Origin of the sequence: Streptosporangium sp. NPDC002721 (assembly GCF_042888905.1) — a bacterium.
GTDB lineage: Bacteria > Actinomycetota > Actinomycetes > Streptosporangiales > Streptosporangiaceae > Streptosporangium.
Window position 1 is genome coordinate 94355 of the sequence record NZ_JBIAQI010000029.1, and the last position, 11316, is coordinate 105670.

23 protein-coding genes are annotated in these 11316 nt (G+C 69.4%); 8 read left to right on the top strand and 15 right to left on the bottom strand.

Features of this window, described 5'->3' with window-relative positions:
- Positions 1 to 73: 73 nt before the first annotated feature.
- The 14 genes from ACFYWM_RS35360 to ACFYWM_RS35425 all read right to left on the bottom strand — a co-directional run bounded on the left by ACFYWM_RS35360 (position 74) and on the right by ACFYWM_RS35425 (position 5043).
- Positions 74 to 343: a hypothetical protein gene (locus ACFYWM_RS35360; RefSeq protein WP_389923073.1), complete on the bottom strand. Its 270-nt coding sequence runs from the start codon at positions 341 to 343 to the stop codon at positions 74 to 76.
- Complete coding sequence (locus ACFYWM_RS35365; protein ID WP_389923076.1) at positions 340 to 831, bottom strand: hypothetical protein; 492 nt, start codon at positions 829 to 831, stop codon at positions 340 to 342. The genes ACFYWM_RS35360 and ACFYWM_RS35365 overlap by 4 nt, the downstream gene beginning before the upstream one ends.
- Positions 828 to 1295, bottom strand: a complete 468-nt coding sequence (locus tag ACFYWM_RS35370; RefSeq protein WP_389923078.1) for a Pycsar system effector family protein — start codon at positions 1293 to 1295, stop codon at positions 828 to 830. The genes ACFYWM_RS35365 and ACFYWM_RS35370 overlap by 4 nt, the downstream gene beginning before the upstream one ends.
- The gene (locus tag ACFYWM_RS35375; protein WP_389923081.1) at positions 1295 to 2704 is read right to left on the bottom strand and encodes a hypothetical protein; all 1410 of its coding nucleotides are present in this window, start codon (positions 2702 to 2704) and stop codon (positions 1295 to 1297) included. The genes ACFYWM_RS35370 and ACFYWM_RS35375 overlap by 1 nt, the downstream gene beginning before the upstream one ends.
- Positions 2705 to 2785: 81 nt before the next feature.
- Positions 2786 to 2917: a hypothetical protein gene (locus ACFYWM_RS35380; RefSeq protein WP_389923083.1), complete on the bottom strand. Its 132-nt coding sequence runs from the start codon at positions 2915 to 2917 to the stop codon at positions 2786 to 2788.
- A gap of 49 nt (positions 2918 to 2966) precedes the next feature.
- Complete coding sequence (locus tag ACFYWM_RS35385) at positions 2967 to 3266, bottom strand: HU family DNA-binding protein (RefSeq protein ID WP_389923086.1); 300 nt, start codon at positions 3264 to 3266, stop codon at positions 2967 to 2969.
- A 90-nt stretch (positions 3267 to 3356) separates the two neighbouring features.
- On the bottom strand, positions 3357 to 3647 hold the full coding sequence (locus ACFYWM_RS35390; RefSeq protein WP_389923087.1) for a hypothetical protein: 291 nt from the start codon (positions 3645 to 3647) through the stop codon (positions 3357 to 3359).
- A gap of 28 nt (positions 3648 to 3675) precedes the next feature.
- On the bottom strand, positions 3676 to 3831 hold the full coding sequence (locus ACFYWM_RS35395) for a hypothetical protein (protein WP_389923089.1): 156 nt from the start codon (positions 3829 to 3831) through the stop codon (positions 3676 to 3678).
- Positions 3828 to 3965, bottom strand: a complete 138-nt coding sequence (locus tag ACFYWM_RS35400; RefSeq protein ID WP_389923092.1) for a hypothetical protein — start codon at positions 3963 to 3965, stop codon at positions 3828 to 3830. Before ACFYWM_RS35400 ends, ACFYWM_RS35395 begins: the two co-directional genes overlap by 4 nt.
- On the bottom strand, positions 3962 to 4093 hold the full coding sequence (locus ACFYWM_RS35405) for a hypothetical protein (RefSeq protein WP_389923095.1): 132 nt from the start codon (positions 4091 to 4093) through the stop codon (positions 3962 to 3964). Before ACFYWM_RS35405 ends, ACFYWM_RS35400 begins: the two co-directional genes overlap by 4 nt.
- Positions 4090 to 4299: a hypothetical protein gene (locus tag ACFYWM_RS35410; RefSeq protein ID WP_389923097.1), complete on the bottom strand. Its 210-nt coding sequence runs from the start codon at positions 4297 to 4299 to the stop codon at positions 4090 to 4092. Before ACFYWM_RS35410 ends, ACFYWM_RS35405 begins: the two co-directional genes overlap by 4 nt.
- A 112-nt stretch (positions 4300 to 4411) precedes the next feature.
- Complete coding sequence (locus ACFYWM_RS35415; protein WP_389923099.1) at positions 4412 to 4534, bottom strand: hypothetical protein; 123 nt, start codon at positions 4532 to 4534, stop codon at positions 4412 to 4414.
- Positions 4531 to 4758, bottom strand: coding sequence for a hypothetical protein (locus ACFYWM_RS35420; protein ID WP_389923101.1), 228 nt, complete (start codon positions 4756 to 4758; stop codon positions 4531 to 4533). The genes ACFYWM_RS35415 and ACFYWM_RS35420 overlap by 4 nt, the downstream gene beginning before the upstream one ends.
- Positions 4759 to 4788: 30 nt before the next feature.
- A complete protein-coding gene (locus ACFYWM_RS35425) occupies positions 4789 to 5043 on the bottom strand; it encodes a helix-turn-helix domain-containing protein (RefSeq protein ID WP_389923103.1) in 255 nt (84 codons plus the stop codon).
- 185 nt (positions 5044 to 5228) lie between these two features.
- On the opposite strand from ACFYWM_RS35425, the gene ACFYWM_RS35430 reads away from it, so the two are divergent.
- The 5 genes from ACFYWM_RS35430 to ACFYWM_RS35450 all read left to right on the top strand — a co-directional run bounded on the left by ACFYWM_RS35430 (position 5229) and on the right by ACFYWM_RS35450 (position 9071).
- Positions 5229 to 5939 (top strand): GntR family transcriptional regulator, encoded by a 711-nt coding sequence (locus ACFYWM_RS35430; protein ID WP_389923105.1) that lies wholly within the window; start codon positions 5229 to 5231, stop codon positions 5937 to 5939.
- Between the two features lie 163 nt (positions 5940 to 6102).
- Positions 6103 to 7200: a hypothetical protein gene (locus ACFYWM_RS35435; protein WP_389923107.1), complete on the top strand. Its 1098-nt coding sequence runs from the start codon at positions 6103 to 6105 to the stop codon at positions 7198 to 7200.
- 4 nt (positions 7201 to 7204) lie between these two features.
- Positions 7205 to 7621, top strand: coding sequence for a GntR family transcriptional regulator (locus ACFYWM_RS35440; RefSeq protein ID WP_389923109.1), 417 nt, complete (start codon positions 7205 to 7207; stop codon positions 7619 to 7621).
- Entirely contained in the window at positions 7618 to 7890 is a 273-nt protein-coding gene (locus ACFYWM_RS35445; protein WP_389923112.1) for a DUF6247 family protein, read from the top strand. The genes ACFYWM_RS35440 and ACFYWM_RS35445 overlap by 4 nt, the downstream gene beginning before the upstream one ends.
- 113 nt (positions 7891 to 8003) lie before the next feature.
- The gene (locus ACFYWM_RS35450; protein ID WP_389923114.1) at positions 8004 to 9071 is read left to right on the top strand and encodes a Fic family protein; all 1068 of its coding nucleotides are present in this window, start codon (positions 8004 to 8006) and stop codon (positions 9069 to 9071) included.
- A 143-nt stretch (positions 9072 to 9214) separates the two neighbouring features.
- Here the strand turns inward: ACFYWM_RS35450 and ACFYWM_RS35455 are convergent, their stop codons facing one another.
- Positions 9215 to 9418, bottom strand: coding sequence for a hypothetical protein (locus ACFYWM_RS35455; RefSeq protein WP_389923117.1), 204 nt, complete (start codon positions 9416 to 9418; stop codon positions 9215 to 9217).
- Between the two features lie 97 nt (positions 9419 to 9515).
- Here ACFYWM_RS35455 and ACFYWM_RS35460 point away from each other — a divergent pair, with 97 nt between their 5' ends.
- From ACFYWM_RS35460 to ACFYWM_RS35470, 3 genes are all read left to right on the top strand, one after another.
- A complete protein-coding gene (locus ACFYWM_RS35460; protein ID WP_389923120.1) occupies positions 9516 to 9758 on the top strand; it encodes a GntR family transcriptional regulator in 243 nt (80 codons plus the stop codon).
- 138 nt (positions 9759 to 9896) lie between these two features.
- On the top strand, positions 9897 to 10319 hold the full coding sequence (locus ACFYWM_RS35465) for a GntR family transcriptional regulator (RefSeq protein ID WP_389923123.1): 423 nt from the start codon (positions 9897 to 9899) through the stop codon (positions 10317 to 10319).
- 288 nt (positions 10320 to 10607) lie between these two features.
- On the top strand, positions 10608 to 11303 hold the full coding sequence (locus ACFYWM_RS35470) for a DNA-processing protein DprA (RefSeq protein ID WP_389923126.1): 696 nt from the start codon (positions 10608 to 10610) through the stop codon (positions 11301 to 11303).
- Positions 11304 to 11316: the final 13 nt, after the last annotated feature.

The following is an 11316-nucleotide window of genomic DNA, read 5'->3' on the forward strand; positions in this document are numbered from 1 at the left end:
ACGCGCGCCGCGCCTTGGGGTTCCAGAGAACCCAGACGCGGCGCATGAACATGAAGATGTGCGTCACGATGCGTCACGACTGCGACGCAGCGTCACGACTGCGACGCATGGCTTCGTCCTGCTCCTGCTGCGCGGACCACGCCGCGAGCAGCTCGGCCAGCTCGTGCATCGCCCGCGGGTTGCCGGCGCGCTGCGCGGCGCGGGCGGCGGCTTTGGCTCGGTCGAAGCACACCTTGGCGAGCTCGGCGTCCGTGGTGACGGCTTGAGCTCGCGCATTCCAGAACGTCGCCAAGTTCTTCAATCGCCGTCTCACCTCGGCGGGCATCCCGGTCGTCGTGCTCATGCCGACCGCCTCCCATTCGGAGAGCGGTCCTTCCGGGTGGCGAGGTCCAAGAAGTCCCCGGCCGGCGCACGGGGCTCTGCCAACCGAGGCTGGGTCGAACGGCTGGCCGTATTTGTATGGGGCGGGGCGAGGGCAGCCTCCTGTCTGACCTTGGTGGCGGCTTGGCGGCTGGCGGGAATCTCGTGACGGCCCCGCCGGTAGCGGGCCTCCAGCTGGAATGTCTTTGCTGCAGCCTTCTCGATGAGCGCCTGGATCTCGTCGAACGGTGCCGCAACCCAGCGCTGCCGCCACCACGCCTCGAAGGTTCCGTAGCCCTCGGGCGGGTTGGCGGCCCACATGGCTTCGGCGTCCCGCCGGATGCGGGCCAGCCATTCGGCCTGGTCTGACAGGCGTCGCCTCAACTGGGTAGCGAACGCGTCCATCATCTCCGGCCGATCCAGCATGTCCCCGGACCACTGCGGTTCCGAGGGCGGTGTGCTGCGGGTCATGACCCACCTCCAGCGATGATCAGGGCGGTGACGAATAGGAGCGGCCCGCCGGCGAGCGCGCCCAGCAGCAGATCCCCGGCGAACCTGATCCGGGCGTACTTGGTGCGGGCGACCTGCGACAGCTGGATCAGCTCGGTCAGCTGGTCGCGCTCACGGTCGGCGGCTGGGGTGGCGGCGAGCGCTTCGGGGCTGCTGTAGGCGTAGGCGATCCAGCCGACTTCGGCGCCGGGCCGGGGCAGGTAGGGGCGGACGGTGAGCAGCAGCACCGCGACCGCGGCGGCCAGGAGCGTGACCGCACCCCAGATCGCCGCTTGGGCGAGCGTGGGCAGGCGGGCGGCGCCGAGGGTGGCGGCGGCCAGGGCGACGCTGACTGCGGTGCCGGCCAAGCCGAGGAGCGTGGTGGCCTTGCTGTCGGCGCGGGCGAGTTCGCTGCGGACGGTGGCGAGGTTGTGGGTGACGTCCATCAGGCACCGCCCACCGGGCCGATGGCGGTCATCTCGACGTCGTCGGCGTGTTCACTGCGCGAGCCGTTCGCGGTGACCGGTTCGGCGGGCGACTGGACGACGTTCGCGGGCAGGAACCGGTACCCCTTGGCGGTCATCTCGGCGCGCGCCGCCTGTACACGGCTCCGTGCCCAGCCGCGGCTGAACTTGTACCGCTCGGCGACCTCACCGTAGGTCGGGGTGCGGCCCTTTCGAATGCACCCCCTGATCCACTTCTCGGCATCGCGATTGTCCTGCTCATCAGGGCGATCCCGGTCACTGTCCTGGTCATCGTCACCGGCGTCTGAAGTGACCGCAGCGGTGACCGGCGCCGGGTCGGCGGCGGGGAGCTCCGGTGTGCACTCGATCGTCGCCGGGGTGTTCACGGCATCGTTCGCGGAAGCGACCTCGGCGGTGACCGGTCCAGTGATCGCCGGAGTGACCTCGCGGATGCCGATCGCCGGTGCTTCGATCGTCGCGCTGGTGTTCACGGCGTCGCGCGCCGCCTCCATGTCTGCGATGACCAGTTGCGTGACCGTGAGGACGTCGCCCTGGGCGCGGATCAGCCCGGCCCGGACGTCCCCGAGGCCCCGCAGTGCGGCGTCCGTCGCGCTCAGCGCACGGATCTCGGCCAGGGCGACCTGCGGGGAGCGGATGTCCTCGGCGACGCCGTGCTTGAAAGCCGCCCAGGTCTCGGCGCGCAGGGACGGGATGACCCACCGCAGCAGCGGGAAGCGGAGCGGCCTCTGCTCCAGCAGGCCCTGCTCGCGCATGGTCTCCCAGTGCCGCCATTGGGAGTAGATCTGCCACAGCACCGGGCTCAACACGCTGGCGGCGCCGAACACGCCGGCGAAGTCCTTGGTCTCCGGGAGGTGGGCGTTGTGGCTGTAGTTGAAGATGCCGACACCGACGCCGATGGCGTAGGACAGCAGGCGGAGGCCGTACGCACTGAAACCCTTGATCATCTTGTCGTGGGCGAGGTAGCCGACGTTGATCGCGACCGACTCGACGACGACGGCCAGGGGGACGGCCTGCCACCACTCCCAGTCCAGCCCGTACATGAGGGCGAGGATCTGGCCGAGGACGGCGGCGCCGTTGACGCCCACGTTGGCGGCGGCCAGGACGACGGCGAGGCTGACGCGCTGACGCAGGGTGCGGCGCTGGACGCGGCGCTTGGCCGCGACGGCACCGGCCTGCTCGTCGAGTTGGGCGCGCAGGCGGGCGTGCTCGGTTTCGGTTTCGAGGCGCTCGCGCTCGGCCTGCTGGCGGGCGCGCTGTTCGTCGATGCGGGCGCGGGCGGCGTCGGCGCGGCGTTCGGCGCGGGAGCGCCACAGCCGCCTCGGCTCGGCGCGCTGTGGCGCGGCCGGGGCCGTTTCCGTAGCGTGCTCCATGGTCCTTCTCCTGGTTCTGTCAGGTCGTGGGATCGAGGGCGGAGGTCGGCGGCGGAATCGCCGGCCTCCGCCCGGCTCGGGTTACTTGAGGAGGACGCTGCCGACGCCGCGGCACACGCCGCACTCCTGGGTCAGGGGGAGGACGCGGTCACGGCCGCCGCCCTCGCAGGAGCCGCACGTGACGACGTGGCCGTCGGGCTTGTTCTCGCTCATCGGGTTCCTTCCGGTGGTCGGGCGGGGACCCGCAGCATCAGCTGCGCGGTCAGGCGGAGGTGAGCGACTTGCTCGCGCTGACGAGCCCCTTGAAGGTGGCGCCCGGCCGGAACTTCGGCCCCCAGGACGCCGGGATCTCCATGGGCTCACCGGTCTGCGGGTTGCGGCCGGCGCGGGCGGACCGCTCCGACGCCTCGAACACGCCGAACCCCTTGATCTCCACCTGCTCGCCAGCGGCGACGGCGAGCGGGATGACGTCGAGGAGGCCGTCGAGGACCTTGGCGACGGTCTTCTTGTCGACGCCGTCGACGTGCTCGGTGACGGCGGCGACGAGCTCGGACTTGTGCATGCGGTTCTCCTTCGTGGTGGTGCTGGAGCGGGTGCTCCTGCGTGCCCGCCTGGGACTCGCACCCAGGGGTCTGCTGGTCGGGCTGGCCGGTCAACGGTCGAAGCAGCGGCAGTCGGGCGGCTCTTCGCCGTCCTCCAGCTCGACCGTGTAGGGCGCCTCCTCCTTCCACGCGTGGGACAGGCCCGCGTACGTGCCGGCCACGTATGCCATCCCGGATGCGAGGGCCGCTCCCATGGCGGCGGTCGCGCCCAGCTTCCAGGCCAGCGCCGCGAGCGGGACGAGCACCCATACGAGGTAGCGGAGGTGCGCCCCGGTGTACGGGGTGGTCTTGGCGCGGACAACAGTCCGGGCGGCCCGGATGGCGGAGGCGCTGCTGGCCATGTGGTTCTCCCTTGACGTTCTGGTGGGTCTACTTGACGACGAGGTCGACGCCCGGCAGGCGGATGGTCTGGCCGGGGGCGACAGTGGCGGCTTGGCGGCGGAGCTGGGCGGCGGCGTCGCCGGTGGCGGCGTAGGAGCGGGCGGTGAGGAGTTTCGCGGCGGTCTCCGCCGTGATGGTGTTCATGTCGTCCTGGCCGGCTTCTTCTGGTCGAGGCTGAGGGCGCAGCATGCGACGCAGCGGCAGGTGATGGGGTGGGTGCTGGTGTAGGTGGCGAGGTCCCGGTCTGTCGTCGGGCTGTGCCTGCTGCTCTTGCTCATCGGGGCCTCCTGGGCGGCTGGGTGCGGGCGGGGTCGTCGTAGCGGGGGCGGGGTTCGGGCCGCACCATGGCGGAGTCGAGGGCGTTGAGCGCGGTGAGGGCGGCGGCGAGCCGCTCGGCGGGCGTCACTGCTCGGCCCGGAGGGTGAGGAGGGCGGCGCGGGCCTCCCGCTCGCGGCGGAGCCGGGCGAGCTGGGAGGAGGTGTAGGGCTGGTCGTCCCGCTTGTTGGGGTCGGGGTGGTTGATCAGCGATTCCAGGTAGGCGCGGGCGGTGGCCTCGTCGGGGGCTCGGACGGCGCGCTCACCCTTGGGCGTGTCGAACGTGAAGCGGGGCATCACTTGCCTCCCTGCGGCGGCTTGCTGGTCTGGATCGGTCGGCGGGCGTCCTGCGCGTTGGTGGCGCGGGTCGAGCCGTAGAGCGGCTTGGCCGGGGTGTGCGGCGGCTCGCTCATCGCCGGCCGCCCTTCGTGCACGCGGGGCAGGTGCAGGTGCTGGTGGTGACGCGGGTGTCGGGGCGGGCCATGGCGGCGGTGAGGGTGGCGATGGTCTGGGCGATCTGGTCGGCGGTCACGCGGCCACCGCCGGGCGGTTGCGGCGGGCGAGGATCGCGGTCGCCGTCTGCGCGAGCTCGGCGAGCTCGGCCTCGGTGAGGACGTCGCGGCTGGCCTCCATCCACTGGCCGACGTCGGCGCCAGCGAGCTCGACGAGGTCGGACGCGGTGTTGATGGCGGACACGTATCCGGCGAGGAATCCGGCCTCGGCGTCGCTGAGGCCGGGGGTAAGGTGAAGTCGCACGGTTCTCCTCCTGTACGGCAGGTGTGGGGATCAGAGAGCCCGTTCGGTGGTGACACACCGGGCGGGCTCGTTCATGTTCTGGGTGGCGAAGTCGGGCTCGGCGGCGTGGATCGCTTCGACGTAGGCCCGGTTGAAGACGAGCGTTCGTCCACCCGGGTTCCGGCGGCCCTTGAGCTTGCCTTCGCGGAACCAGACCCGGACCGTCTCGGGGTCGACCTCGAACAGCTCGGCGACCTCGGGGACTTTCATCGACAGCTTCTGGCGGGCGGCCGGGGCGACGCTCACAAAACACCTCCAAATCGGACACAAGACGGGTAAGGACCAAGCGGAGCCGGGATCGGCTTGCTTGTCCCTCACAGTAGTGGAGTATGCTTACTCTGACAAGGTTGATGGCCGAGGAGGCGAGATCAGAATCCATGTCAGCGTGCGGATAAGGTGGCATTCATTGCTGTGTCACCGAGGAGCGCACCATGAGGCCCAGCGGCCGACCCCAGTCCGAGAAGATTGCATCCGACCTACGCGCCGAAATCATGGCTGGCTTGCTTCCGGTGGGATCTCGGCTGCCACCGATCCCTCAGCTCGCAGCGGAGCGCGGGGTCTCTACTGCCACCGTTCAGAACGCCTGGCAGATTCTGAAGGAGGAGGGCTTCATCGTCAGCGAGGCCGGCCGGGGCGTGTTCGTTCAGGAGGGGCTGCCATTTCCCGTCCGCGCAGCCGCATACTTCGACCCCTCAACCAGAGGTGTCACATACAAGCTGTTGGGCGTGGCCGAGGGGCCAGCTCCTGCCGATGTTGCCGCCGCCCTGGGCGAAGACCGAGCCGTCTGCCGGTGCCGCCTCATGCTGCGCGGGGAGACGCCGGTCGAGTTGTCGCGCTCGTACTACCCGGCAAGCTGGGCGGCCGGGACGGCGCTGGCGGGACGCGGAAAGATCAAGGGTGGTGCGCCCGCCGTGCTGAACGAGCTGGGTCGCGCGGAACGGGGGTGGATCGATCGGGTCTCCACCCGGCCGCCCACCTCCGAAGAAGAAGATCTTTTGAAGGTGCCACAAGGGCTTTCGGTGCTGCGCCAGTTTCGAATGGTCTACGGCGATGGAGGGCGGCCGGTGGAGGTATCTGTGCTGATCAAACCGGGACACCTGTACGAACTGGAATACCAGCAGGAGATCCCGGCCGAGGACTAACCGCCGCCCAGGCTCCAGTCGAGAGTCATTCGATCAAGTAAATGAGGCGGGCCTGGCCGGTGGTTGCACACCGAACAGGCCCTTGATCGCCACCTGGTATCAGCAGGAGGAGACCCGTGGTCACGATATCGCCGTGCGCTCAGACGTGCATATCCGCGCACCCATGCGTAGGCCCCTGATGGGCGTCCGCTTGATGGTCGAAGTCCTCGACCATGCACCCGACACCCTCACGCCCCGGGAGCGCTGGGCGCTGATCGCCATCGCCGAGGACGCGCGAGACGAGACGCGCCTCTGCCTCAAGGGCGTCGAAAGCAACCCGACGCTCGTTCGCCGCATGCGCGCAGGGCGCACCGAGCGGGCAGCGATCATCGCGGGCCTCATTGCCAAGGGCGCCCTCGAGCGGGTGAAGCGCGGCCAGATGCATCAACACGCCGTCTTCCGGATCCCTCCGTTCACAGCGGCTCAGGGTCCGGAAACCCCGGATGCTGAGCCACCCCCCAGCATCCGGGAAACCCGGATCCTGGGCGACTCCCAGGGTCCGGATTCCGCTGGCCCAGGGTCCGGGAATTGCCCGCCCAGGGTCCGGGAAACCCGGACGCCTTCCCCTCAGTCCCCTCAGAACCCCTCATCTCTCTCTGGCCACGAACGCGTCGTCATGGAGGCGCTCGCCTCGGCCGGGGTCACCAAGGATGAGATGAGAGAAGTGATCAAGGAGATTCGAAAGGCGACCAAGGGCAAGATCGAGAACCCGACCAGCTACTTCAGGGCCATCGCCCAGCGCGGCGACCTCCCCGACTACCTCAACCGGGTCCGGGCCGCCGCCGACCGTCGAGCTGCGTACGCCGCCCGGAAAGCGCAGCCGCCGCCGGTCGTCGACGAAGTGCCGAACCCCGACCAGCCGTCGGTGACACCCGAGGAGGCCGCAGCAGCGCGGGCCGCCGTCCGGGAAGCCCTACGCGGCACACAGGTCCGCAACGGCGAGAAAGGGCCCGTCCGCGTCCTACGACCCCGGCAAGCACCCGAGGAGCAGTCACCCGCCGTCCAAGCCGCCCACGCCTACCTCAAGGCGCGCGGCGACTTCGACAGCCACGTGATCGCCGCTCGAGAGAAACTCGGCCCCGAAGCTCATCGGGATGAGGTGGTTGTGCTCGCCGCCGACCTGGCCAAGGGGGAGCAGGCACCCACCCCGGTAACCAGCGAAGCACCGTACGACGCACCTCTAGAAACCAGCGACCGGCCTACGACAATCCCAGTACGGTGACCCCATGCCCGAAGCCCACACCGGCACGGCCGCGCGCATCGCTGACGCCCTACGCCATGGTGTGACCACCATGCAGATTCGGCCCGGCGAGAAGCTGCCCCCCATCCGCACTCTCGCCGAGCGGTACGGCGTCTCTCGCAACACCGTGGCGAAGGCCATCGATCGGCTCCGCGCCGAGGGCGTAATCATCACCCGTTACGGCTCCGGCATCTACGCTCGGCCGCTGGACAACCCCACCCTCGAACAGGCCGAGACACCTGTCGAGGAGACATTCGTCGCGATCGGTCGGCGCCTGGACACGATCGCCCGCGACGTCGCCGACCTGAAAGCCGGGCAGGCGGAGATCCTCGACCTGCTTGCCCGCGTTGTTGCTCACCTCGAAGGCTCAGACCCGCCCCCCGCGGGTACCGTGACCTCATGAGCGCCCAGCCCGTCGAAGAAGACCCGCGCGACCCGCAAACGATCCTGCGCGGCCTGCCGGAGCGGGAACGCCCGGAGTTCCTCCTCCAGTACCGGGCGGCCCTCGAGGTGGCCCGCGACGACATGGCTCGCTACCCGGACGTAGGCCAGCTGCTGCACCGGTGGAGCATGGTTGTGGTGGTCACGAACCGGCCCGGCTACTACGAAGCCCTCGAGGCGGCGAAGACCGGCCCGGGTGTGCCGTTGGGGGGAGCGCTCGGCGCTGTGTGAACCCTGCGTAGACGGCCCCCCTCAGCGGGGGAGTGACGCTAAGTTTGATTAGTTCAATTGAGTCCCGCGATGGCTTATCAAACTTCGCACTTAGCGTCCACACAGGGGAATCAGTGGCTGGAAGAGGTCGCCCAAGCCGGGCCACGGTCTACGAACGGCTCGACCGGGCTCTCGAAGAGCTCAACCAGCGCCTCGGCGGCCTGCCCAGCCCGACCGAAGCCCAGGAGATCTGGTCCAACATCTGGCACCTCGAAGCCCACCACTCCACCGCCCTCGAAGGCAACACGCTGGTACTCAAGGAAGTCCAAGCGCTACTCGACCAGGGCCGGGCCATCGGCGCCAAACCCCTCCGGGAGTACAACGAGGTCAAGGGGTACGCGGACGCCGCCAAGTGGGTGTACGGCCAAGCGCTGGAACCCGAGGTGTGGAACGACGGCCACCTCCTCAGCCTGAGCGAACTACGCAACATCCACCACACCGCCATGACCCCGGTCTGGGACGTCGCCCCCCACCCGGAAGCCACCGAGCGTGAAGGCCCCGGCAGCTTCCGGGAGCACGACATCCACCCGTTCGCCGAAGGGATGACGCCGCCGTCCTGGACGCTCGTCCCCGGCGAAATCCAGGGATGGGTCGACGATGTTTGCGAGCTGGGCAGGAAGCTGGAAGGCAAGCGGGACATTGGGCAGCCGCTGCCTGAGGCGCTCGGAAAGATCCACAACTCCTTCGAGCGTATCCACCCGTTCATCGACGGGAACGGGCGCACCGGCAGGCTGGTCCTCAACCTCATCCTGGTGCGTCTCGGCTACCCGCCGATCATCGTGCTCAAGAAGCAGCGTGACGCCTACCTCCAGGCGCTCCGGCGAGCCGACGCCGGTGACTGCGGGGCGCTCGGAGAGCTCATCGCCCGAGCGATGGAGGAAAACCTCAACCGCTTCATCGTCCCCAACGTGGCCGGCCCCGCCAGACTCGTCCCGCTTGCCGCCTTGGTCGACGAGGAGTTCAGCATCGACGCGCTCCGCCAGGCTGCTCAGCGCGGGCGCCTGAAAGCTGTCCAAGGAGCTGACGGTGTGTGGAGATCCTCCCGGAAGTCGCTCGATGCCTATCGTGCGTCCAAGCACAAGGCCACCAAGCCGAGGGCCAAGCGGGCTGCTAAGCCTCCCAAGGAGTCGCCCCTTTTCTAGGGACGCACAGAGGCGAGAAGGACCCCCTCCGCGCCGGTGGGGGCCCTTCGTGGTTCAGCGACCCCGACCACCCCTCCAGGGGTGGGGTCGCTGCTGCCGCCGGACCCCGGGTGACGCCGGGTGTGCACTGTCCGGCGGGAGTCTCAGAGGCGGGGGCGGCCAGCCAGGGTTTCCCGGTAGACGAGCAGCAGGAAGTGCGTCTTCACCACGGCCGGGTCGATGCCCATCTCGGCGGCGAGCTCGAGCGCGGCCGGTGACAGCTGGAACTCGGCGACGGTGCCGCGGCTCATCGCTTTGCGGGCGGCGATCACCATGCGGTCGTACTCGCTGTGAGGGATCGGCTCCATGCGGTCAAGCCTAAGCTCATCAACCCATGCTTGACCATGCGTAACCTTGGTTATCCGTGAGTGTCTGCGCCTAAGCATGGGTCCGTACGGTGCTGACATGATCGAGTGGCGGGAGAACGCGCCGAAGTGGGTGCAAGTGGCCGAGGTCCTCAAGCAGCGGATCGCCGACGGCACCTACCCGGTGGACGGCCGGCTTCCCTCCCAGCATGAGCTGGTGCGCGAGTTCGAGATCGTGCCGAACACCGCGCAGAAGGTGCTGACCAAGCTGCGCGAGCAGGGCGTTGCCTACTCGGTGCGCGGCATCGGCACGTTCGTCGCCCCGCCGCCGGCCGACGAATAGAGAGATCCCCGGCCTCGGGACGCCGGGCTGGCGTCGTTGACGGAACCCGCCAGCGCGGCCTGCCGCCAACCCGAGCCGAGTTGTTCGTACGTTCGTACGCACGCGCATCCGGACCCTGCTACGTCCCTACGTACGGTCATGATCGTGATCAACCCGGAGGCCGACCGCCCCGTCTACAAGCAACTCGCCGATCTCATCCGCGAACAGATCGGCCGGGGCACACTGGCACCAGGACAGCGCGTCCCCGCAGAGCTGGACTACGTCGAAGAACACGGCATCTCCAGGGACTCCGTCCGACGCGCCATGGCTCTCCTGCGCAGCGAAGGGCTGATCATGACCACCGCCCGAGGATCCCGAGTCAGAGCCGAACAGGAACGCGAGAGCGTCACCATCGGGCCGGCCGACCGGGTGGCCGCCCGCATGCCGTCGCCGCAGGAGCGTCTACAGCTCGGCGTGAGGGAAGGTGTGCCCGTGCTCGTGGTCGAACGGGCAGGGGAGAAGCCGCAGCTGCTGGCCGCGGATCGTACGGAGATTCACGGGGGGAACGACCCGGGCGCCTGAGCGGACGCCCACACAGACAGGGCCACCCCGGCAATTGGACTGCCAGGGTGGCCCGCCCGTGAGGGCCGCACCGCCGCCTGCTCGCCTCGGTGGGACTGGCAGCGGTGCGGCTGCCCTCCCTCGCCACGTGTAACTTTCACACGGAAACTCGAATAGTAGCCGCGCCGATGCGGAATGTCATTAGTCGTTCAACCGGTAACGGCTACTGAACTTTTCGTGAACCTTCCGCCAGAAAGCGGCCTTCGCGAACGTCGAAACCCCAACAACCCGCAAACCTTCACACCCCATTTGATAACGCCACCATCCGGGGGTGCCTACGGCATCGACGGGGCCGCCCACCGGGGCGCCCTCGCCTGCGAGGGGCCGACCGTCGCCGTGCTCGCCTGCGGCGCCGATGTCGCCTATCCCAGCGCGCACCAGCAGTTGTTCGCCGCGATCCGGGCACAGGGGGTGCTGGTGAGCGAGTCCCCCATGGGGGCGCACCCGACCCGGCCGAGGTTCCTCATCAGGAACCGCGTCATCGCGGCCCTGGCCAGGAGCACCGTGGTCGTCGAGGCGGCCGTGCGCAGCGGAGCGCTCAACACCGCCGGGCACGCGATCGCGCTCAACCGCCATCTGGCCGCCGTACCCGGCCCGGTGACCTCGGAGTTCTCCGCGGGGTGCCACCGGCTGATCCGCCAGGGCAGGGCCGTCTGCGTCACCGGCCCCGAGGAGGTGATCGAGCTCGCCGGGACGATGGGCGCCGACCTGGCCCCCGAGCCACGTGGCCCGGTGCTTCCCCGCGACCGGCTCGACCCGGAGACCCGGAAGGTCGTCGAGGCCATGCCCACCCGGGTCGGCGTGGGCCCCGCGACGATAGCCGTCGCCGCGGGCGTCGACCTGGAGACCGTGCTCTCCTGTCTCGGCGGTCTGGCGGCCGCGGGCTACGTCGAACGCGTCTCCCGAGGGTGGCGCCTCCGCCCCGACCGCCCTCCCGGTGGATAGCCCGTTCCTGGGC

Bases quoted from the DNA above. Each gene is read 5' to 3' on its own strand.
- ACFYWM_RS35380 (WP_389923083.1), bottom strand. From the start codon at position 2,917: ATGAGCGAGAACAAGCCCGACGGCCACGTCGTCACGTGCGGCTCCTGC.
- ACFYWM_RS35395 (WP_389923089.1), bottom strand. From the start codon at position 3,831: ATGAACACCATCACGGCGGAGACCGCCGCGAAACTCCTCACCGCCCGC.
- ACFYWM_RS35365 (WP_389923076.1), bottom strand. From the start codon at position 831: ATGACCCGCAGCACACCGCCCTCGGAACCGCAGTGGTCCGGGGACATG.
- ACFYWM_RS35440 (WP_389923109.1), top strand. From the start codon at position 7,205: ATGCCCGAAGCCCACACCGGCACGGCCGCGCGCATCGCTGACGCCCTA.
- ACFYWM_RS35400 (WP_389923092.1), bottom strand. From the start codon at position 3,965: ATGAGCAAGAGCAGCAGGCACAGCCCGACGACAGACCGGGACCTCGCC.
- ACFYWM_RS35390 (WP_389923087.1), bottom strand. From the start codon at position 3,647: ATGGCCAGCAGCGCCTCCGCCATCCGGGCCGCCCGGACTGTTGTCCGC.
- ACFYWM_RS35460 (WP_389923120.1), top strand. From the start codon at position 9,516: ATGATCGAGTGGCGGGAGAACGCGCCGAAGTGGGTGCAAGTGGCCGAG.
- ACFYWM_RS35360 (WP_389923073.1), bottom strand. From the start codon at position 343: ATGAGCACGACGACCGGGATGCCCGCCGAGGTGAGACGGCGATTGAAG.
- ACFYWM_RS35385 (WP_389923086.1), bottom strand. From the start codon at position 3,266: ATGCACAAGTCCGAGCTCGTCGCCGCCGTCACCGAGCACGTCGACGGC.
- ACFYWM_RS35370 (WP_389923078.1), bottom strand. From the start codon at position 1,295: ATGGACGTCACCCACAACCTCGCCACCGTCCGCAGCGAACTCGCCCGC.
- ACFYWM_RS35375 (WP_389923081.1), bottom strand. From the start codon at position 2,704: ATGGAGCACGCTACGGAAACGGCCCCGGCCGCGCCACAGCGCGCCGAG.
- ACFYWM_RS35435 (WP_389923107.1), top strand. From the start codon at position 6,103: ATGCGTAGGCCCCTGATGGGCGTCCGCTTGATGGTCGAAGTCCTCGAC.
- ACFYWM_RS35445 (WP_389923112.1), top strand. From the start codon at position 7,618: ATGAGCGCCCAGCCCGTCGAAGAAGACCCGCGCGACCCGCAAACGATC.
- ACFYWM_RS35430 (WP_389923105.1), top strand. From the start codon at position 5,229: ATGAGGCCCAGCGGCCGACCCCAGTCCGAGAAGATTGCATCCGACCTA.
- ACFYWM_RS35455 (WP_389923117.1), bottom strand. From the start codon at position 9,418: ATGGAGCCGATCCCTCACAGCGAGTACGACCGCATGGTGATCGCCGCC.
- ACFYWM_RS35465 (WP_389923123.1), top strand. From the start codon at position 9,897: ATGATCGTGATCAACCCGGAGGCCGACCGCCCCGTCTACAAGCAACTC.
- ACFYWM_RS35410 (WP_389923097.1), bottom strand. From the start codon at position 4,299: ATGCCCCGCTTCACGTTCGACACGCCCAAGGGTGAGCGCGCCGTCCGA.